The 18,538-nt window shown below is 72.6% G+C and carries 18 protein-coding genes; 6 read left to right on the top strand and 12 right to left on the bottom strand.

What is annotated here, in order from left to right:
- The first annotated feature begins 2 nt into the window (after positions 1-2).
- The 6 genes from G3576_RS08780 to G3576_RS08755 are packed head-to-tail and all read left to right on the top strand — an operon-like array spanning position 3 to position 6,617.
- Positions 3-641, top strand: coding sequence for a cytochrome c3 family protein (locus G3576_RS08780; RefSeq protein WP_164694014.1), 639 nt, complete (start codon positions 3-5; stop codon positions 639-641).
- A 7-nt stretch (positions 642-648) separates the two neighbouring features.
- Complete coding sequence (locus G3576_RS08775) at positions 649-3,363, top strand: 4Fe-4S dicluster domain-containing protein (protein WP_164694013.1); 2,715 nt, start codon at positions 649-651, stop codon at positions 3,361-3,363.
- A complete protein-coding gene (gene nrfD / locus G3576_RS08770) occupies positions 3,360-4,673 on the top strand; it encodes an NrfD/PsrC family molybdoenzyme membrane anchor subunit (RefSeq protein WP_207622738.1) in 1,314 nt (437 codons plus the stop codon). Before G3576_RS08775 ends, nrfD (G3576_RS08770) begins: the two co-directional genes overlap by 4 nt.
- Complete coding sequence (locus G3576_RS08765; RefSeq protein WP_164694012.1) at positions 4,670-5,194, top strand: DUF3341 domain-containing protein; 525 nt, start codon at positions 4,670-4,672, stop codon at positions 5,192-5,194. The genes nrfD (G3576_RS08770) and G3576_RS08765 overlap by 4 nt, the downstream gene beginning before the upstream one ends.
- Positions 5,191-5,610: a c-type cytochrome gene (locus G3576_RS08760; protein WP_164694011.1), complete on the top strand. Its 420-nt coding sequence runs from the start codon at positions 5,191-5,193 to the stop codon at positions 5,608-5,610. The genes G3576_RS08765 and G3576_RS08760 overlap by 4 nt, the downstream gene beginning before the upstream one ends.
- Entirely contained in the window at positions 5,607-6,617 is a 1,011-nt protein-coding gene (locus G3576_RS08755; protein WP_164694010.1) for a hypothetical protein, read from the top strand. Before G3576_RS08760 ends, G3576_RS08755 begins: the two co-directional genes overlap by 4 nt.
- On the opposite strand, the gene G3576_RS08750 is transcribed toward G3576_RS08755, so the two are convergent.
- From G3576_RS08750 to G3576_RS08695, 12 genes are read right to left on the bottom strand one after another with little or no spacing between them, the layout of a single operon-like run.
- On the bottom strand, positions 6,574-6,927 hold the full coding sequence (locus G3576_RS08750; protein ID WP_164694009.1) for a DUF1622 domain-containing protein: 354 nt from the start codon (positions 6,925-6,927) through the stop codon (positions 6,574-6,576). The genes G3576_RS08755 and G3576_RS08750 overlap by 44 nt on opposite strands.
- A complete protein-coding gene (locus G3576_RS08745; protein WP_164694008.1) occupies positions 6,924-7,382 on the bottom strand; it encodes a c-type cytochrome in 459 nt (152 codons plus the stop codon). Before G3576_RS08745 ends, G3576_RS08750 begins: the two co-directional genes overlap by 4 nt.
- Positions 7,379-7,693 carry a hypothetical protein gene (locus G3576_RS08740; RefSeq protein ID WP_164694007.1) on the bottom strand — a complete coding sequence of 105 codons (315 nt, stop codon included), beginning with the start codon at positions 7,691-7,693 and terminating at the stop codon, positions 7,379-7,381. Before G3576_RS08740 ends, G3576_RS08745 begins: the two co-directional genes overlap by 4 nt.
- A gap of 1 nt (position 7,694) precedes the next feature.
- Positions 7,695-10,190: a cbb3-type cytochrome c oxidase subunit I gene (locus G3576_RS08735; RefSeq protein WP_207622737.1), complete on the bottom strand. Its 2,496-nt coding sequence runs from the start codon at positions 10,188-10,190 to the stop codon at positions 7,695-7,697.
- Complete coding sequence (locus G3576_RS08730; RefSeq protein WP_164694006.1) at positions 10,187-11,164, bottom strand: cytochrome c oxidase subunit II; 978 nt, start codon at positions 11,162-11,164, stop codon at positions 10,187-10,189. The genes G3576_RS08735 and G3576_RS08730 overlap by 4 nt, the downstream gene beginning before the upstream one ends.
- A complete protein-coding gene (locus tag G3576_RS08725) occupies positions 11,161-11,874 on the bottom strand; it encodes a cytochrome c oxidase assembly protein (protein WP_164694005.1) in 714 nt (237 codons plus the stop codon). Before G3576_RS08725 ends, G3576_RS08730 begins: the two co-directional genes overlap by 4 nt.
- On the bottom strand, positions 11,871-12,740 hold the full coding sequence (locus tag G3576_RS08720) for a formate/nitrite transporter family protein (RefSeq protein WP_164694004.1): 870 nt from the start codon (positions 12,738-12,740) through the stop codon (positions 11,871-11,873). The genes G3576_RS08725 and G3576_RS08720 overlap by 4 nt, the downstream gene beginning before the upstream one ends.
- The gene (locus G3576_RS08715) at positions 12,737-13,057 is read right to left on the bottom strand and encodes a hypothetical protein (RefSeq protein ID WP_164694003.1); all 321 of its coding nucleotides are present in this window, start codon (positions 13,055-13,057) and stop codon (positions 12,737-12,739) included. The genes G3576_RS08720 and G3576_RS08715 overlap by 4 nt, the downstream gene beginning before the upstream one ends.
- Positions 13,054-14,028: an NrfD/PsrC family molybdoenzyme membrane anchor subunit gene (gene nrfD, locus G3576_RS08710; RefSeq protein WP_164694002.1), complete on the bottom strand. Its 975-nt coding sequence runs from the start codon at positions 14,026-14,028 to the stop codon at positions 13,054-13,056. The genes G3576_RS08715 and nrfD (G3576_RS08710) overlap by 4 nt, the downstream gene beginning before the upstream one ends.
- Positions 14,025-14,915: a 4Fe-4S dicluster domain-containing protein gene (locus G3576_RS08705; protein ID WP_164694001.1), complete on the bottom strand. Its 891-nt coding sequence runs from the start codon at positions 14,913-14,915 to the stop codon at positions 14,025-14,027. Before G3576_RS08705 ends, nrfD (G3576_RS08710) begins: the two co-directional genes overlap by 4 nt.
- Complete coding sequence (gene fdnG / locus G3576_RS08700; protein WP_164694000.1) at positions 14,915-18,121, bottom strand: formate dehydrogenase-N subunit alpha; 3,207 nt, start codon at positions 18,119-18,121, stop codon at positions 14,915-14,917. The genes G3576_RS08705 and fdnG overlap by 1 nt, the downstream gene beginning before the upstream one ends.
- On the bottom strand, positions 18,118-18,330 hold the full coding sequence (locus tag G3576_RS08695; protein ID WP_164693999.1) for a hypothetical protein: 213 nt from the start codon (positions 18,328-18,330) through the stop codon (positions 18,118-18,120). Before G3576_RS08695 ends, fdnG begins: the two co-directional genes overlap by 4 nt.
- Positions 18,331-18,538 lie beyond the last annotated feature (208 nt).

Below are 18,538 nucleotides of genomic sequence, written 5' to 3'. Positions count from 1 at the left end.
CCATGCCGCAGCACTTCACCCCGCGCGCCGATGGGCGGCTGCGCCTGGCCCTTCTGCTCGGGCTGGCGGCGCTGATCGGCGCGGCGCTGCTGGCCTTCGTCATGGTGCGGTCGGACCACGCCTGGGCGGTGGGGAGGCCGGCGCCGCAGCCCATTCCCTTCAGTCATGCCCTGCATGCCGGGGGCCTCGGCCTCGACTGTCGCTACTGCCATGCTGGGGTGGAGCGTGCGGCGGAGGCGGGGATGCCGAGCGCCTCCCTCTGCCTTGGCTGCCATGGCGATGTCTGGGCCGGCGCCACCGCGCTGGCACCGCTGCGGGACAGCCTGGCGCTCGGCGCACCCATCCCCTGGTCATCCGTCCACCGGCTGCCGGACCACACGCGCTTCCACCACGGCGCCCACATCGCCGCCGGTGCCGCCTGCGAGACCTGCCACGGCCGGGTCTGGGAGATGCCCCAGACGATCAAGGTGCGGCCCATGTCCATGGGCTGGTGCCTCGATTGCCACCGGGAGCCGGAGCCGCGGCTGCGGCCGGTGGAGGCGGTGTTCGACCGCGACTGGCAGGGCCGCCCCCCACCCGCCAACCCGCATGCCGGGGGGGCGGTGTCGCCGCTGACCCAGTGCTCGACCTGCCACCGATGAGGGCTGCATGACAGACACGCCGCCCGACCGCCGGGAGGTATTGCGCCTCGCCGCCGCCTCCCTGGCCCTGGCCGCCGCCGGCTGCGACAGCGGGCCGGACGAGTTCGGCCATCCCCTGCATGGCGCGGCCGAGGGGGGCGGGGAGGCCGCGAGCTTCGCGACCGTGCTCGAACTCGGCGGGCTCGGCCGCGGCGTACTGGTGCGGCGGCGCGGTGGCCATGCCATCAAGCTGGAGGGCAACCCGGACCATCCCGCCAGCCTCGGCGCCACCGACGTCTTTGCCGAAGCCGCGGTGCTGTCGCTCCATGACCCCGCCCGGTCCCGCCGCGTGCGGGAGGGCGGGCGCCCGCGCCCGCCGGCGGCGCTTGATGCGGCGCTGGCCTCGGTGCGGGCCGAATTGCTACCGCGGGGCGGGGCGGGTTTGCTCCTCGTCACCGGCCCCATCGCCTCCCCCACAACCGCTCGGCTGATTCGGGCGGTGCTGCAGGACTTCCCGGCGGCGCGCTGGCAGCAGCATGACCCACTGGCCGATGATGCGGGGTTGGAGGGCGCCACCCGCGCCTTCGGCCAGCCCGTGGCGACGCTGCCGGACTTCGCCCTTGCGCGCTGCGTGCTTGCGCTGGGCGCCGACCCGCTCGGCCCCGGCCCGGCGCAGCTTCGGCTGGCGCGGGACTGGTCGCACGCCCGCGCCGAGGGCCGCGACCGCGGCGACCTTCCCGTGCTGATGGTGGCGGAGGCGACGCCGACCCTGACCGGCGCGCGGGCCGATCGCCGCCTGGCGATGCGGGAGGTCGAGCCCTTCACCCGCGCCATCGCCACCGCGCTCCGCGTCCCGGGCCTCGCGGACACGGGCACGCATCCCGAGGCCGCCCCGGTGGCCAAGGCGCTGCTTCGCGCCGGGGAGGCAGCGGTGGTGCTGGCGGGGCCATCGCAGCCCGTGGCGGTGCAGGCGCTGGCGCATGCGATCAACGCGACGCTCGGCTCCACCGTGATGCGCCACGTCGAACCGCCCTTCGCCCGCCCCGGACCGATGGGCGATTCGGCGCTGGCCGCCGCGCTGGCGGCGGGCGCGGTGACGCATCTGCTCGTGCTGGGGGTCAATCCCGCCGGCACTGCGCCGGCGCTGCGCGGGACCATGGCGCAAAGGCCCTTCAGCCTGCATCTGGGCGCGCATGTGGACGAGACGGCGCATCTCTGCCGCTGGCACGCGCCGCTGGCGCATGAGTTGGAAGGCTGGGGCGACACGCGCGCCTTCGACGGCACCGCCGCCATCCGCCAGCCCGCCACCACGCCCCTGGTCCCGGAAGCCCGCGGCCTGGACGACGTGCTGGCCGCCCTGCTCGGCCTGGCGGAGCGCGGCGAGGCGCTGGTGCGCGCAACCTGGCAGGCCAGCTGGGGCGAAGCCGGTTTCGAGCCCCGGTGGCGTGCCGCGCTGGAAGCGGGTGTGGTGGAGGGCACGGAATCCCCTGCCCTTCGCCCGGCGCTGCGCGCGGACTGGGACCCCGGGCCGCCAGCCCCGCCGCCTTCCGGCCTGCTCGCGATCTTCGCGCCGGACCCGCATCTGCTGGACGGCCGCTTCGCGGAGAATGCCTGGCTGCAGGAACTCCCGCGACCCCTGACCAAGACGGCCTGGGGCAATGCCGTGCTGGTCGCGCCCGCCGATGCCGCCGCGCTCGGGCTGACAGCCGGTGACGAGGTGCTGGTCGAACTCGCCGGCCGCAGCCTGAAGGCGCCCGTCCTGCCGCTGCCCGCCCAGCCGTCGGGTTGCGTCACCCTGCCGCTCGGCGGTGGCCGCGAGGCGGGCGGGGAGGTCGGCACCGCGCGCGGCTTCGATGCCGCGCTTCTGCGCGATCCCGCCTCGCCCTGGGCCGCCGGCCCGGTCACGCTGCGCCGGACCGGCCAGCGGGCCGCGATCATCGCCACACAGACCGGGATGCCGGCCGATCCCCCGCCCGTGCTGGCACCGGGAGAGTCGATCCCACCCCGCGCGCCCGGGCCGTCGCTCTATCCGGGCTGGACCTACGAAGGCCAGGCCTGGGGCATGGCGATCGACCTCGATTCCTGCATCGGCTGCAATGCCTGCGCCATCGCCTGCCAGGCGGAGAACAACACGCCCGTCGTCGGCCCGCAGGAGGTCGCGCGCGGACGGGAGATGCACTGGCTGCGCATCGACCTGCACCAGGCCGAAGACCACACGATCTTCCAGCCCGTGCCCTGCATGCATTGCGAGAAGGCGCCCTGCGAGGTGGTTTGCCCCGTCAACGCGACGGTGCATGACGACCAGGGGCTGAACCTCATGGTCTATCCCCGCTGCATCGGGACACGGACCTGCTCCAACAACTGCCCCTACAAGGTGCGGCGCTTCAACTGGTTCGACTATGCGCGGTCCGAGGGCGGGCTCGCCCTGCGCAATCCCGACGTGCCCGTGCGGCCGCGCGGCGTGATCGAGAAATGCACCTACTGCCAGCACCGCATCGCCACCGCCCGCACGCAAGCCCGGCTGGAAGGCCGACCCGTGCGCGACGGCGAGGTCGAGACCGCCTGCCAGCGCGCCTGCCCGACCCAGGCCATCACCTTCGGTGACGTCAACGACCCCGCCAGTGCCGTGTCCCGCGCGAAGGAGGAGGGGCGGAACTACGCGCTGCTCGGCGAGCTCGATACGCGGCCGCGGACCACCTACCTCGCCCGCATCGCGCCGGGCGACACGGGATCGGCGGGATGAGCAGGGCCGATGCGCGCACCATCTCCGGCGTGCCGCTCGCCCGCTTCGGGCTGGCCTGGTGGCTGGCTTTCGGCGCCGCGGCGGGCGGCGTCGTGCTGCTCGGCGTCGCCATCGCCGTGCTGCTGTGGCGGGGCACCGGCGTCTGGGGCACCAACATCCCCTATGTCTGGGGCTTCGACCTCATCAACTACGTCTGGTGGATCGGCGTCGCCAATGCCGCCAGCCTCTTCGCCGTGATCCTGGTACTGCGCCGGCATGGGCTGCGCACCGCCGTGAACCGCTTCGCGGAGGCAGCGGCGCTGGCCGCCGTGGTCGCGGCAGCGCTCTATCCGATCCTGCACCTCGGGCGGCCCTGGCTGTTCCACTGGGTCTTCCCCTACCCCGCCACCACGCAGTTCTGGCCGCAATTCCGCTCCACCCTGATCTGGGATTTCTGGGGCATCACCTCCCATGTGCTGGTGACCGGCCTGTTCTGGACCATCGGCCTGATCCCGGACCTGGCCACGATGCGGGAGCGTGCGGCGGCACGGGGCCGGCGCGTGCTGGCGCTGGCCTATGGCATCGGCGCGCTGGGCTGGCGCGGCTCCATGGCGCATTGGGCTCGCCACCAGCTGGCCTATCGCCTGGTGGCGGCGCTGCTGCTGCCCCTGCTGCTGGCCGCGCAGACCGTGGTCGCGCTGGAATTCGCCACGACCGTGATGCCGGACTGGCACCAGGCGCGGCTGCCGCTGCATGTCGTCGTCACCGGCCTTCCCTCTGGCCTCGGCGTCGTCCTCGCCCTCGCCGCCCTGCTGCGTGAGGGGCTGGGCCTGCATCGCGAGATCGATGACGGCGACATGCGCCTGCTGTCCCGCCTGACCGCCGCCGCCGCCACCGCCTGCCTCTGGATCTACGCCGAGGAACTGCTCTTCGGCCTGGTGCTGGAAGGGCCGGAGACGCGGGCGGCCATGGCGATCCGCGCCTTCGGTACCTATGCGGCGATCTACTGGGCGGCGGTCGTGCTGACCGCGCTGCTGCCGCTGCTGCTCTGGAGCGACCGCATCGGCCTCGGCGCCTGGACCGCGGTGCCGATCGGGCTGCTCGCCGCGGCGGGCGTCTGGCTCGACCGCTTCTCCCTCGTGGTCGCGGGGGCGGAGCGGTCGAACCTGCCCCTTCCCCGGCCGCCCTATGGGCCGAGCGGCTGGGAATGGGGCCTCTTCCTCGGCACCATCGCGCTCTTCGCCCTGCTGATGCTGGTCTTCGCGCGCCTCGTCCCCGTGGTCTCGATGTACGAGATGCGGCACGAGGAAGCGGAATCCCCGGCCGCATGAGCGCGCCCGGCGCCGTCGTCGCGGAATTCGCCCGCGCGGAGGAGATGGTGGCGGCGCTGCGGGCCGTGCGCGATGCGGGCTGGCAGCGCATCGACGCGCATGGCCCCTATCCGGTGCCGGAAGCGGCGGAGATCATCGGCACGCGGGGCTGGCCGGTGGCGGCCATTGCGGTCGGCGCGGGCATCCTCGGCGGCGCGCTGCAATACGGCGCGCAATGGTACCTCTCCGTCCACGACTATCCGCTGAATGTCGGCGGGCGCCCGCTGCATGCCTGGCCGCTCTTCCTGCCCGCCACCTACATCGTCGCCGTGCTCTGGGCCGCGGTGGCGGCGCTGCTCGGCATGCTGTGGCTGAACGGCCTGCCGCGCCTGCACCACCCCGTCTTCGCCGCGCCGGGCTTCGAGCGTGCGATGGAGGACCGCTTCTTCGTCTCCATCCTGCCCGCCGCCGGGGAGGCCAGCCGGGCGGAAGCGCTGCTGCGCGCGCAGCCGGGCGCGCTGCGCGTGGAGCGGGTGCCATGAGGCGCGCCGCCCTCGCCCTGGCGCTGCTGACGCTGGGCTGCGACGGCTGGTCCGAAAGCCCGCCCCCCGAGCCGCCACGCCCCGCCCCCGCCGGTGCCGTGCCGCGCGGCGATGGTGCGCGGACGGCCGCCCTCGCCGCGCCGGGGCCGCCGGTGGATGCCGCCCTGCTGCGCCTCGGCGCGGAGCGCTACGCCATCTTCTGCGCGCCCTGCCATGGCGCGGGCGGCGCCGGCGACGGGCCCGTGGTGGCGCGCGGCTTCCCGCGCCCACCCCCCTTCCCGGCGGAGGCCGCGCGGAGCATGGCGGCGGTCGCCACCAACCGGGCCGGCGCGCACCCCTTCGATGACCGCATCCCCCCGCGCGATCGCTGGGCGATCGCGCGCTTCATCGAGACGCTCGGCGGCGCGCGGCCATGATGGTGCGCCTGGTCATCGCGCTCGGCGCCCTCCTCCTCGGCGGCGCCGTGCTGGCCTGGGGCGGCGCGCCGGCGCTGGAGGCCTGGCTGCTGCCCTTCCACCTCGTCCTCGGCCTGGTCGTGGGCGCGATCGGCGCGCTGCTGGTGGCGCACCTGCTGGTCGAGGACTGGCTCGCGCCGCCGCGGCCCTCGCTGGAAGCGCTGGCGTGGCTGGCGCCGCTGGCCGCCCTGCTGGCCCTGCCGCTGCTGCTCGCGCCGGCCGCGCTCTACCCCTGGGCGGCGGATCCCGGCCTGGCCGAGGGTCCGCGCGCCGCCTGGTTCTCCCTGCCCGTCTTCCGGCTGCGCGTCGGGCTGCTGCTCGGGGCCCTGGTGCTGGCCGCGCTGCTGCTGGCCCGGCCCGGGGCGGGGCGGCGGGAGGCGCGCTTCGCCCTGGCGCTATGGCTGCCGGCGGGGCTGCTGCTGGCACAGGATATCGTCCTCTCCCGCGATCCCGCCTGGTTCGGCAGCCTGCAGGGCACGGCGCTGGTGATCGAGCAGGCGTCGGCCGCGCTCTCCCTCGCCGTGCTGGCGGTGCTGCTGCGGCGTGGCGAGGACGGGATGCGCGGGGTGGACCGCGCGCTGCTGGTGCTCGCGACGCTCACGGTCTGGCTCTGGTTCGTGCAGTTCGTCGTGGTCTGGATGGCGGATCTGCCGGCGGAGGCCGCCTGGTACCTCCGACGCGGCGGCGCCTGGGCCTGGCTCAAGGCCGCCCTGGTCGCGATCCTGGCCGCCGCCATCCTGCTGGCCCTGTTGCCCCGGCCCGGGCCGCGGCGCCTGGGGCTGGTGGCGCTGCTGCTGCTGGCGCAGCACATCGGTCATGGGCTGTGGCTGCTGCGGCCGGAGGCACCGGGCGGCGCCCCGCCCCTGATGGTGGAATTGGTGGTGGCAGCCGGCGTGCTGGGCCTCGCCTGGTGGTGGGCCGCGCTCAGCGCCCGCCGTCGCGCATCCGCCAGGGCCAGCGACCATTGATCTCCACCTCGATCGACAGGCTCAGCATGGTGCGGATCAGCACCACGAGCCCCAGCGCCGCCACCGTGCCGAGGTCGAGCGGCGCGACCACCGTGCCGATGATGTCCGCCGCCACCAGCAATTCGAGCCCGACCAGGATGGCCCGCCCGAAGCGGCGGCGGTAGCGCAGATAGGCTTCCTCGGTCTCGCCGCCCATGAGGTCCCGCGCGAGCGCCCCGGTGGTGACGACGGCCCCCGCGAGGATGACGACGACGCCCGCCGCCTCCAGCCCCTCCATCGCCCAGCCGGCGGCGGTCGCGACGATGGTCATGGCGCGGTGCGCGGCGGGGGGCGCTCCGTCGGCCCGCCATCGCCGACGCTGCGGGAGGGCTGGCGCCCCGGCGGCCAGGCCGCGGCGCCCGGGGCGCCCAGCGTGTAGAGATAGGCCGCCATGTCCCGCGCCTGCCCATCCGTGAGGCCGAGATAGGGCATCGCCGTGCCGGGCCGGATCGAAGGCGGGTCCAGCAGGAAGGACACCAAATTGCCCGGCCGGTTCGGCAGCACCCCCGCGACATAGCCGCGCTGCGCATAGTCATCGAGCGGCGGCCCCACCATGGCGCGTGCATTGCCGACACCCGGAATGCGGTGGCAGGCGCCGCAGCCGAGTTCCGTCATCGCCGCGCGCCCGCGCGCCGCATCCCCACCGGCAACGTGCAGGTGGGGCGGCGGCGCCGCTTCGTCGCAGGCGGCCAGCAGCACCAGCAGGGCGGGCAGCAGGCGCCTCATCGGCACACCGGTGCCAGCAGCGGCGGCAGGCCGACCACGAGCGTCGCGCCGGCGAAGAGCAGCCCAACGCCGCCGCCGGTGCGCCCGAGGAAACCCGGCATCCGCGCCGTCACCCGCGTCGCCAGCAGCACCGCGGCGACGACCGCGACAGTCAGCCCCGCCACCACCACCTGCACCACCGGCACCTCCATCCGGTGCCACCCCCACAGGCAGGCGAGGGAGACGAAGACGTACACCGCCAGGAAATGCCCGGCCCAGAGCAGCGGTGGCAGCAGCAGGGCCCGGAAGGCGGAGGCGCTGGGTTCGGTCATGTCACCGCACGAAGAGGAAGGGCGCGAGGTGGACGAGCGGGAAGCCCACCACCCAGAGCAACGCCGCATAGGTCCAGAACCGCGTCGCGATCCGCACGGCGAGGTGGCGGTCCGGCGCGAAGTCGCCAAGCCTCGCCCGCGCCAACGCCATGCCCGCCATGGTCATCGCCACCAACAGGTGAAACGCCTGGAAGATCCAGGTGACATGCGCCAGCGCATCCCGCGCGTGCCGCGATGGCGGCCCGAGCGCCATCGCCGCCCAGCCCTGCAGCAGCAGGAACACCACGCCCGTGCCCAGTGCGACCGCCAGCCAGCGCACCAGGCCCGCCCGGTCGTCACGCCGGATTGCGCGCTCCGCCAGCCAGGCTGCCGCGACGGAAGCAACCAGCGGCAGCAGCGCCGTGACGGCCGGCCAGGACAGCGTCGCCCGGACCACCGCCGGCGGCCACTGCGCCGCGAAGCCCCAGAGGTAGAAGAAGGCGAAGGCCAGCGAGGCATAGAGCGCCGCATCCGCCGCCAGCGTGACCCAGAGCGCCGTCCAGGCGGGGGACCGGTGGTGCCCGCGTGCCAGCGGCAGCATCAGGCCCGGCGCCGCCTCCACCTCCCTCGGCAGGTCGTGGTCACGTTCGGATGGCCACATCCAGACGACCACGGCGACAAAGGCGGCCACGGCGCCTGCCACCGCCACGGCATAGGCCTGCACCAGGATGCCGAGGAACAGCCCCGCGAAGATCGCGGCCGTGACCAGCGGACTCCAGGTCGGGCCAGGAAGGTCCAGCGCCATCTCCGGCACCGCCTCGACCTCCGTCGTCGCAGGCGCCAGGCGTCGCCCGCCCTGCGGGTCCGGCATGAAGCCGACACCGTTCAGAACCGCACCCCGCAGCCCCGCCTGGTCCCAGAGCGGGTAGCGGGATTCGATCACCGGCACGGCGCGGAAATTGTAGACGGGCGGCGGCGTCGCGATCCATTCCAGCGTGCCGGCACCCCACGGGTCGTCCTGCGTGCGCCGCCCCCGGAAGGCGGCATGCGCCAGGCCGCCCAGGAAGATCAGCAGGCCGAGCGCGAACATCAGCGACCCCGCACTCGCCATCAGGTTCGACCATTCCCAGCCGAGGCCGGCGGGGTAGGTGTAGACACGCCGCGGCATGCCGGCGAGGCCGGTGTGGTGCAGCGGCATGAAGTTGATGTTGAAGCCGACGAAGAGCAGCCAGAAGCCGATCTTACCCGTCGTCTCGCTCGGCATCCGTCCCGTCGCCGCCGGCCACCAATGGTGCAGCGCACCCAGCACCGGGAAGACCGATCCGCCGATCAGCACGTAGTGCAGGTGCGCCACGACGAATTGCGTGTCATGCGCCACCAGGTCGAAGGGCACGAGGGAGACCATCACGCCCGTCAGCCCGCCGAGGACGAAGATCACGACGAAGCCAAGGGCAAACAGCAGCGGCGTGCGGAACACCGGCCTGCCCATGCCGACCGTCGCGATCAGCGCGAAGACCTGGATGCCCGAGGGAATGGCGACGAGCGAGGAGGCCGCGGAGAAGAAGGCCAGCGACATCTGCGGGATGCCGACCGCGTACATGTGGTGCGCCCACAGCCCCATCGACAGGAAGCCGGTGCCGATGGCGGAGGCGACGAGCCAGTTGTGCAGGAAGGCGGGCTGGCGCGCATGCACCGGCACGAAGGTCGCCAGCAGCCCCACCGCTGGCAGCAGGATGATGTAGACCTCCGGGTGGCCGAACAGCCAGAACAGGTGCTGCCACAGCACCGGGTCGCCGCCGCGCGAGGTGTCGAAGAACGGCCAGTCGAAGGCGCGCTCCAGCTCGAACAGGATGGAGCCGAGGATCAGCGGCGGGAAGCCGATCAGGATCATCCCCGCCGTCGCCAGCATGTACCAGGCGAAGAGCGGCATGCGCGACAGGCTCATGCCCGGCGCGCGGCTGCGCAGGATGGAGACCGTCAGCTCGATCGCGCCGGCGACGCCCGCGATCTCCGCGAAGGTCACGCCGATCAGCCAGAAATCGACGTTGATGCCGGGGGAGAAGGCCTTGCCCGACAGCGGCGGGTAGATAAACCACCCCGCATCCGGCGCCGCGCCGATGACCAGCGATGAGAGCAGGATCAGGCCGCCGAAGAGGTAGCACCAGAAGGAGAAGGCGCCGAGCCGTGGAAAGGGCAGGTCCCGCGCGCCGAGCATCAGCGGCAGCAGGTAGGTCGCCGCCCCCTGCAGCACCGGCACGGCAAACAGGAACAGCATCATCGTGCCGTGCATGGTGAAGACCTGGTTGTAGGCCTCCGGTCCCAGCACGGTGTTGTTCGGCACCGCCAGCTGCGTGCGGATCAGCAGCGCCAGCAGGCCGGCGATGGTGAAGAAGAAGAAGGCCGTCACGACGAAGCGCGCGCCCATCGGCCGGTGGTTCACCGCCGACAGCGCCCGCCATCCCGGCGGCGAGGCCCAGGCCTGGGTGAGCTCGGCCTCCTCTCCCGCTGGTCGCGTCACCGCAGGCCTTCCAGATAGGCGGCCAGGGCGTGCAGCTGTGGTCCCGTGAGGCCGTTGTAGCTCGGCATGTTGGCACCCGGCTTGATCTGCTGCGTCGCGGCGATCCAGCCGGTCAGGGAGGATCGGGTATTCGGGAGGATGCCCGCGCCGATGGTTCGGCGGCTGGCGAGATGCGTGAGGTCCGGCGCCGTCGCACCCTCCGCGCCATGGCCGCGCACGGCGTGGCAGGACCCGCAGCCGGCGGCGGTGAAGATCTCACGCCCCTTGCGCGCTTCGTCGCCCTCCGGTTCCGCGGCCGGGCGGGCCTCGCGCCACATCCAGTCCTGCCACTCCGCCTGCGGCAGCGCGCGCACGGTGAAGGCCATGTTGGCGTGCTGCAGGCCGCAGAACTCGAAGCAAGCACCGCGGAACTCGCCGGGCGCATCGGCGCGCAGCAGCGCGTAGTTCGTCCGCCCCGGAATCATGTCCACCTTTCCGCCGAGCGTCGGGATCCAGAAGGAATGGATGACGTCCTCCGTCAGCAGCCGGAAGCGCACGGGCACGCCGACGGGGATGTGCAGCTCATTGGCCGTGACCACGGGGGGCCCGCCCGGCACGGGATTCGGGTAGCGGAACTCCCACCAGAACTGCCAGGCGACGACATCGATGGTGAAGGCGCCTTCCCTTTCCTCCGCGAAGGGCCAGGGAATGCGCAGGCTTGCCACCAGCAGCAGGGGCAGCACGATCGCCGGCAGCACGACGCCGCCGCCCGCGACCATCCACAGCGTCGGCCGTGCACCCAGCCGGAAGCGCGGCAGCAGCCAGGCCTGCACCACCGCCAGCGCCACCATCGCGCAGACGATCACCGAGACCCAGAGCGTCAGCTTGAACAGCCAGAGCGTGTCGCGCGCATTCGGCCCGGTCGGGTCGAGCGAGGACTGGTCCCCCCCGCAGCCCGCGACCAGCAGCAGCACGAGCAGCGGAAGCAGCCTCATGCGGCGGGCCGCACCAGGCGCAGCGCGCCCGCGACGCCAACCAGCAGGAAGACGAGCCCGCCCGGCACCCACATCAGCAGCCCGCCCAGCTGCTGGTCCGCCAGCGCCGACAGGCCGAAGACGGCGGTGGTGCCGAGATGGCTGGCGTAGAGCGCGCCTGGCGCGAAGACGATCACCGCCCCGAGCAGCCCCATCTGCGCCGACGCCACCGCGCCCAGCGCCAGCGATCCCGGCGAGGCATCGGCCAGCAGCGCGCGCCACAGCGCGATGGCGATGCCGAGCAGTGAGAGGTGTGACAGCCAGTAGAGCGCGCCATCCCGCAGCGCCGCGTCATAGGGGCCGGGCAGGTGCCACAGCCAGAACAGCGCGGTGAAGGCGGCCGTCAGCAGCGCCGCGCCACGCCGCGCCGGCGGCGGCAGCGCCATGGCGATCAGTGGCGCCGCGACCAGCACCAGAACCATGTGCTGCGCCGCCCGCGCCGAGAACAGCGCCACCGCCAGCGCGCAGAGGGGCGTGATGAACACGGCGCCCGTGACGCCGAGCCCCGCCCAACCCGCGCGTCGGCGCCCGACCGGCACGCCCCGCGTCGCTCGCGTCAACGTCAGCGCTGCCAGCGCCAGCCCCGCGAACAGCGCTGGGTCCAGCGTCCAGCGCCCCCACAGCTCCCAAGGCAGCGGCGGGGCGCCACACCAGGCGAGGACGTCGTTCATGCCGCGGATTTCGGGCGCAGATAGGCGAACCAGTAGGCCGCGCCGACCAGCACGCCACCGATGACGTTCCCGATCGTGACCGGCACCAGATTGGCCACCAGCCCGCCGAACCCGATCGCGCCATAGGCCGCGGGATCGATCCCCGCCTGCTGCCAGAAGGCGGGCGAGGCGCCGTCCAGCACCAGCCAGCCGAAGGGGATCAGCATCATGTTCGCGACCGAATGCTCCAGCCCCAGCGCCACGAAGGCGGCGATGGGGGGCACGATCACCAGCACCTTGTCCGCCGCGCTCCGCGCCCCGAAGGCGAGCCACACCGCCAGGCAGACCAGCATGTTGGCGGCGATGCCGCTCGCCAGCGCCGTGCCGAAGCCGAGATCCGACTTCCGCGCCGCGACCTTCAGCGCCGCCGCGCCGACCGCACCCTCCCCCGCCTCATGCACCCCCGCCGCGAAGGCGAGCAGCGCGATGGCAACGGAGCCCACGAAGTTCATCACCCAGGCGATGCCGAGCGCGCCGAGGATCGGCGAAAAGCCCGCCTTTCCCTCCGCCCAGGCGACCACGAGCAGCGTGTTGCCCGTGAACAGTTCCGCGCCGCCGACCAGCACAAGGATGAGGCCGAGCGAGAAGGCGACGCCACCCAGCAGCTGCGCCGCGCCAAACGGCATCGCCTCCGCCCCAGCGGCGGCCACGAGGTAGAAGAGCCCGCCGAAGCCGATATAGGCGCCCGCGAGCACGGCCAGCACCGCCAGCACCTTGCCGTCCAGCGCGGCCTTGGTCTCGCCCTTGCTCGCCGCCGTGGTGGCGATCTTCTCCGGCGGCTTCACATCCGCCGACGCATCGGGCTGCTTCTGCGACGCCGCCGTCATGCATCCGCCTCCCCGGCCGCATCCGCCAGTGCCGCCCGCGCCTTCACGAGCCGTTCCTTCCGGAAGCCCGTCACCGGCACCGCGCCGGACCAGGTGAGCGCCAGCACGCCATTGGCCAGCGCCAGCCGTCCATCCAGCGCTTCGGAAGCACCCTCCGCCCGCCGGCGCGCCACCAGCAGGTCGCGCCAGGCGACGGTCAGCGCCACGGCGTCCATTCCCTCCTGCGCCGTGGCGGGCGGCGCTTCCGCCAGCACGCGGTCGATCGCCAGGCGGGCGAGGTGCCGGGCCTGCCGCTCCTCCTGCGTCACCACGCTCATCGCCGCACCCGCTGGGTGGATCGGAAGGCATGGTCGGGGCGGCACGCACTCTCGTTTCCGGCGCGCAGCACCGCATGGCGCATGGCGGCGCCGCCAAGGATCATGGCGAAGGAGGCGATCTCTGGCAGCAGCGCGCCGGCGCGGCCGCCGATCACGCGGCCGATCCCATGCGCCACCAGAGGCACGGCAATGCCGATCGCCTTCCCGCCCGTGGCGTTCAGCGCGCCCGTCTTCCCCTCCCGCAGGGGGCCATCGAGGCCCTTGTCGGCCAAGCGCTTCTCGGTGGTGCCCGCCGCCAGTAGCTCCGCCGCGCCGGCCAGCAGCGCCAGCGTCTCCAGCCGCCGCGCGGAGCCGACCTCCCCCGCCGCGCGCTGCAGCAGCGCGAGGGCGGAAGCCGCGCCGGCGACGGAGGCCGTGCCGAACTGCGCCGCCAGCGGTGCCGGCGCGGCCGCCCAGAGCGGCGTGCTGGTGCTGGCCAGCAGGCCCGCGGTGTAGACCCCCATGCCGGCGCCCGTGACCGCCGCCGGCAGCTGCGCGGCATCCGAGACGCGCCGCGCGAAGGGCCAGCGCCGGCCCAGCACCTCCCCCATCGCCGTCAGGGCGGAAAGTCCGCCGAATAGCGTCAGCAGCCAGGATCCCATCGACATCGGCGAGGTCGGGCGGAAGATCCGTAGCATGTTGTACCAGCGCGACCGCGTCTTCAGGTGCTGCACCAGCACCAGCGGCCCGATCGCGCTGCCGGCCAGCGCCAGCAGCCGCGCGCGGCGCGTGAGCCCCGCGCCTTCCGGCTGCCGGTTCGCGATGGCCGCGATTACCTGGCTGGCGCCGGCGATGCCGACCGCCACGATGTAGAAGGAGACCTTCCAGTCGAAGGAGCTCGCCTTGGTGACGGGGCGGCCGTGATAGGTCTCCCCTCGCCATTCCTGCTGCACCGCCGGCGGCAGCGCGGGGCGCTCGATCCGCGCGCTCATCGCCGGCCGACCCCCAGCAGCAGCGCCACCGCCGCCAGCCCCGCCATGGTGGCGAGGCCGGATAGGAAGGCCGGCTTCGCGTTGCGCGCGGGCCGGGATGGTGCGGGCGGCAGGTTGTAGTGTTCCGGCCGCTCGGCCAGCACGAAGATGGCGTTCAGCTTGCGGATCCCGCCCGTGGCGCCGGGACTTCCGGGCGCGCCGTAGACATAGGCCTTGTCCTGGCCCTGGGCGTGCAGCGCCTCCACGCGGCGATCGGCGCGTTCCTGCAACTCCTCCACCACGCCGAACTGGATGCTGTCCGTCGGGCAGGACTTGGCGCAGGCGGGTTCCAGCCCGCCCTTCAGCCGGTCGTAGCAGAGCGTGCATTTATGCGCCTTGCCGTCATCCTTCGAGAGTTCGACGACGCCGAAGGGGCAGGCCGGCACGCAGTAGCCGCAGCCATTGCAGATATCCTGCTGCACCACGACGGTGTCGAATTCCGTGCGGAACAGCGCGCCGGTCGGGCAGGCTTCCAGGCAGGGCGCCGGGTCGCAATGCTTGCAGACATCCGACATCATCAGCCAGTTGGACTGGAAGGGCGCCATCGTCCCCTCCCGCGGTCCGTTCTCCTTGAACGTCACGTGCCGCCAGGTATTCGCGCCGAGCTGCCCGGTGTTGTCGTAGGAATGGCCCGTGAGCTTTCCGGTCTCTGCCGGCAGGTTGTTCCATTCCTTGCAGGCCACCTCGCAGGCCTTGCAGCCGATGCAAAGAGTGGTGTCGGTCAAGAAGCCGTAGCTTCGGCCGGGTTCGATGACCACGCCCGCCGTCAGCTCCGCCTCGTCCCGCAGCAGCGCCGGCGGCGCGCGGCCTGCCTCCCGCGCGCGCCCATGCGCAAGCCCGCCATCCATCAGCCAACCTCCTGAAGGGGACGAGCCAGCCGGCCCGGCCTGAGGGCGCAGACCAGCGCCTTGTTCTCGTGCATGCCGGTGTTGGGGTCCCCCACCACGGCGGTCAGCACATTCGCGATGTCGCCGGTCGCGATGCCGGACCAGCCATAGTGCCAGGGCATGCCGATCTGGTGGACAACGCGCCCGCCATCCAGCGTGAAGGCCCGCAGCCGGTCCGTGACCAGCGCGCGGGTCTCGATCTCGCCGCGCGGCGTGGAGAGCACCACCCAATCCGTGCTGGCGATGCCGAGGGTGCGCGCCAGCTCCGTCGGGATCTCTACGAAGCCCTCGGGCTGCAGTTCCGACGTGCTGGGCACGATGCGCGTCGGCGTGCCGCCCGAATGATGCTCCGTCAGCCGGAAGGTGGTCAGCGCATGCGGCCAGCGCGGGTCGGCCGGCGCGGCCAGCGGGTTGGCGTCATAGGCCCAGCGCTTGGCCGCGGGGTTGCCCTCCACGCCGGGGTGCAGCGCGTTGCGCACCGGCGTCTCGGTCGGCTCGTAATGCTCGGGCAGCGGCCCATCCTTGAGGCCGGAGGGCACGAAAAGACCCGCCACGCCGTCCGGAATCATGAAGAAGGGCTGGTCGCCGCGGATCGCGTCCATGCCCGCGGGCTTCGACTCCCAATCAGGCTCGAAATCCGGCCGCTTGTCAGTCGGGAAGTCCACGCGGTCATGGCTGCGCCATTCGCCCGCCTGCTCGTCCCACCAGGCCAGCCGCTTGCCCTCGGACCACGGCACGCCGGCGGGGTCGGCGGAGGCGCGGTTGTAGAGGGTGCGCCGGTTGTCCGGCCAGGCGAAGCCCCAGTCGAGATGCGTGCCCGGCCCCTGCGCCCCATCGGGCACCCGCGATCGCGTTCGGTTGCGCCCCTCTTCCGGGAAGACGCCCGAATAGATCCAGCATCCGCAGGCCGTGGAGCCATCATCCTTCAGCGCCGCGAAGCCCGGCACGAGCTTCCCATTGGCAACGGTGCGGCCGTTGATCTCCCGCAGCACCGCTTCCGGATCGGGCTCGCCCTGTTCGTCCTCCGGATAGTCCCAGGTGATGGCGCGGATCGCGGCATCCTGCGGCCGCGTGCTGCCGGCATGCAGGGCCTTCATCCGCCGCGCGAGGTGATGGATGAACCAGAGCTCGGACCGGCTGTCGCCGGGCCCATCCACGACCTTGTCGTGCCACTGCACCAGCCGGTGGATGTTGGTGAAGGATCCCGCCTTCTCCCCGGACAGCGACGCCGGCATCAGGAACACCTCGGTGCCGATATCCTCGGGCCGCATCTCGCCATCGCGCACCAGATGGCCGTCGCGCCAGAAGGTGGCGGTATCGGTTTCCGCCACGTCGCGCACCACCATCCACTCCAGCCGCGCCAGGCCGCGCTGCACGAGTTTCGAGTTGCTGCCGCCGACGACAGGGTTCTGCCCCATCACGAACAGCCCGCGGATCACGCCGCGTTCCATCGCGACCGTCAGCGGCAGCTGCGAATGGTCGCCGGTGACGCGCGCCATGAGGTCGTGCCCCATGCCGTTCTCCGGCGTCGCGGCCTCGCCGTACCAGGCCTTGAGGAGGGAGACGTAGTATTTGGGAAAATGGTGCCACCAGCCGGTCGGGTTGGTCTCGGCCTTCAGGTAGTCCGCCAGCGTCGCATGCGGGCGGAAGGCATGGGGCTGCGGCATGTAGCCCGGCAGCAGGTCATAGAGCGTCGCGATATCGGTGCTGCCCTGGATCGAGGTATGGCCCCGCAGCGCCAGGATGCCTCCGCCGGGCCGACCGGTATTGCCCAGCAGCGCCTGGATGATGCCGGCGGCGCGGATGATCTGCGCGCCCTTGGTGTGGTGGTTCCAGCCGACGGCGTAGCAGATCGCCGCCGTCTTCTCCCGCCCCGAGGCCCTGGCCAGCGCATCCGCGACCTTCGGGAACAGGTCGCGCGGGCAGCCCGTGACGCTTTCCACCATCTCCGGCGTGTAGCGGGCGTAGTGGCGCTTCAGGATCTGGTAGACGCAGCGCGGGTGCTGCAGCGTCGGGTCCTTCGGCGTCGGCCCCTCATGCAGCCGCTGCGTCGCCTCGGCGAAACCCTCGATCTCGACATAGCCCTCGGCGAGGGAGGACGGCACGACGACGCCGTCATACTGCCAGCTCTCGACGTTGTAGCGCCGGCCTTCGTCGTTCCAGCCGGAGAAGTAGCCGTGCAGTTCCTCCGGTCCCTTGTAGTCGGGGCCGACGATGGTCGAGAGGTTCGTGTAGGGCAGCGCATAGTCGCGGAACCAGAGGTCGTTCTCCAGCAGGTGCCGGATGATGCCACCGAGGAAGGCGATGTCGGTGCCGGCACGGATCGGCGCGTGGATATCCGCCAGCGCGGAGGTGCGCGTGAAGCGCGGATCGACATGCATCACCGTCGCGCCGCGCAGCTTCGCCTGCATGACGAAGCGGAAGGCGATGGGATGGTTCTCCGCCATGTTGGAGCCCATCACCAGCACGGCGTCCGAATTCGCCAGGTCCCATTGCGGCATGGTGGAGGCGCCGCGCCCATAGGTCGCGCCGAGGCCGGGGACGGAGTTGTTGTGGCAGACACGCGCCTGGTTCTCGACGAACACCATGCCGAGCGCGCCGGAGAAGAGCTTCTTGATCAGGTAGTTCTCCTCGTTGTCGAGCGTCGCGCCACCCATGGAGGCGATGCCGAGCGTGTGGTTCACGCGCGTGCCGTCGGGCAGGTGGTTGATGAAGGTCTCGTCCCGCGTGCGCTTCGCCAGCTCGGCGATGCGGTCCATCGCCCAGTCCAGCCCCACCTCCCGCCATTCCCGCGCGCCGGGCGCGCGGTGCAGGCAGCGGTCGAGCCGCTGCGGGCTCGCCATCAGGCCGAAGGTCGCTGCCCCCTTCGGGCAGAGCGTGCCCTGGTTCACCGGACTGCGCGGATCACCCTCCACCGCGATGGGGCGGCCCTGCTTCGCATAGACGAGCTGTGCGCATCCCACCGCACAGTAGGGGCAGATGGAGGTGCCGACCCTGTCGGCCGTTTCCAGCCGCGGCCGCAGCCCCCGGGATGCTGCGCTTTCCGCCGCCTCGGTCTTTTCCGGCGCACCGCGCAGCTGGCGCGGCACGGACCAGTCCGCCAGGAAGCCGGCGGCACGGTCGGCCAGGCCGCGCCGTATCGGACGCCCCCGCGGGGCCTTGCTCATGCCAGAACCTCGATGGCGGTCACGATCCCCGCCATGAGCCTGGGTGCCGCGTGGTGGCTCAGCCGCACCCGTCGCCCGGGCAGCGCGGCCAGTTCCTGCGCTTCCAACGGCGCCGAGGGCGAGAGCAGGAAGACGTGTCCGCGCCCTTCCGCATCCAGCAACCGCAGCCGTCCTTCCTGCACCAGCAGCACCACGCCGATGGTGTCCATCCGATCGCTCGGCCGCGTCCGCACATCGCCTGGTGCAGGAATCGGATGCCAGGCACGGCCCGGCGGCGCCTGTCGCGCCGGCAAGGCGCCCGTTGACCCGAAGGCCGCTCCCCGCTCCCGCACTGCGACCATCTGACGGCCCCTCCCGCACCTGCTCCGGTGGCAACGGCGGCGGCGTCCGAAGGTTCGAAGGAGGCGAGCGAACCGC

Source organism: Falsiroseomonas algicola, assembly GCF_011040385.1.
Taxonomy (GTDB): Bacteria; Pseudomonadota; Alphaproteobacteria; order Acetobacterales; family Acetobacteraceae; genus Falsiroseomonas; species Falsiroseomonas algicola.
The sequence above is the reverse complement of the archived record's forward strand: the minus strand, read 5'-3'. Positions and strand labels throughout refer to the sequence as shown.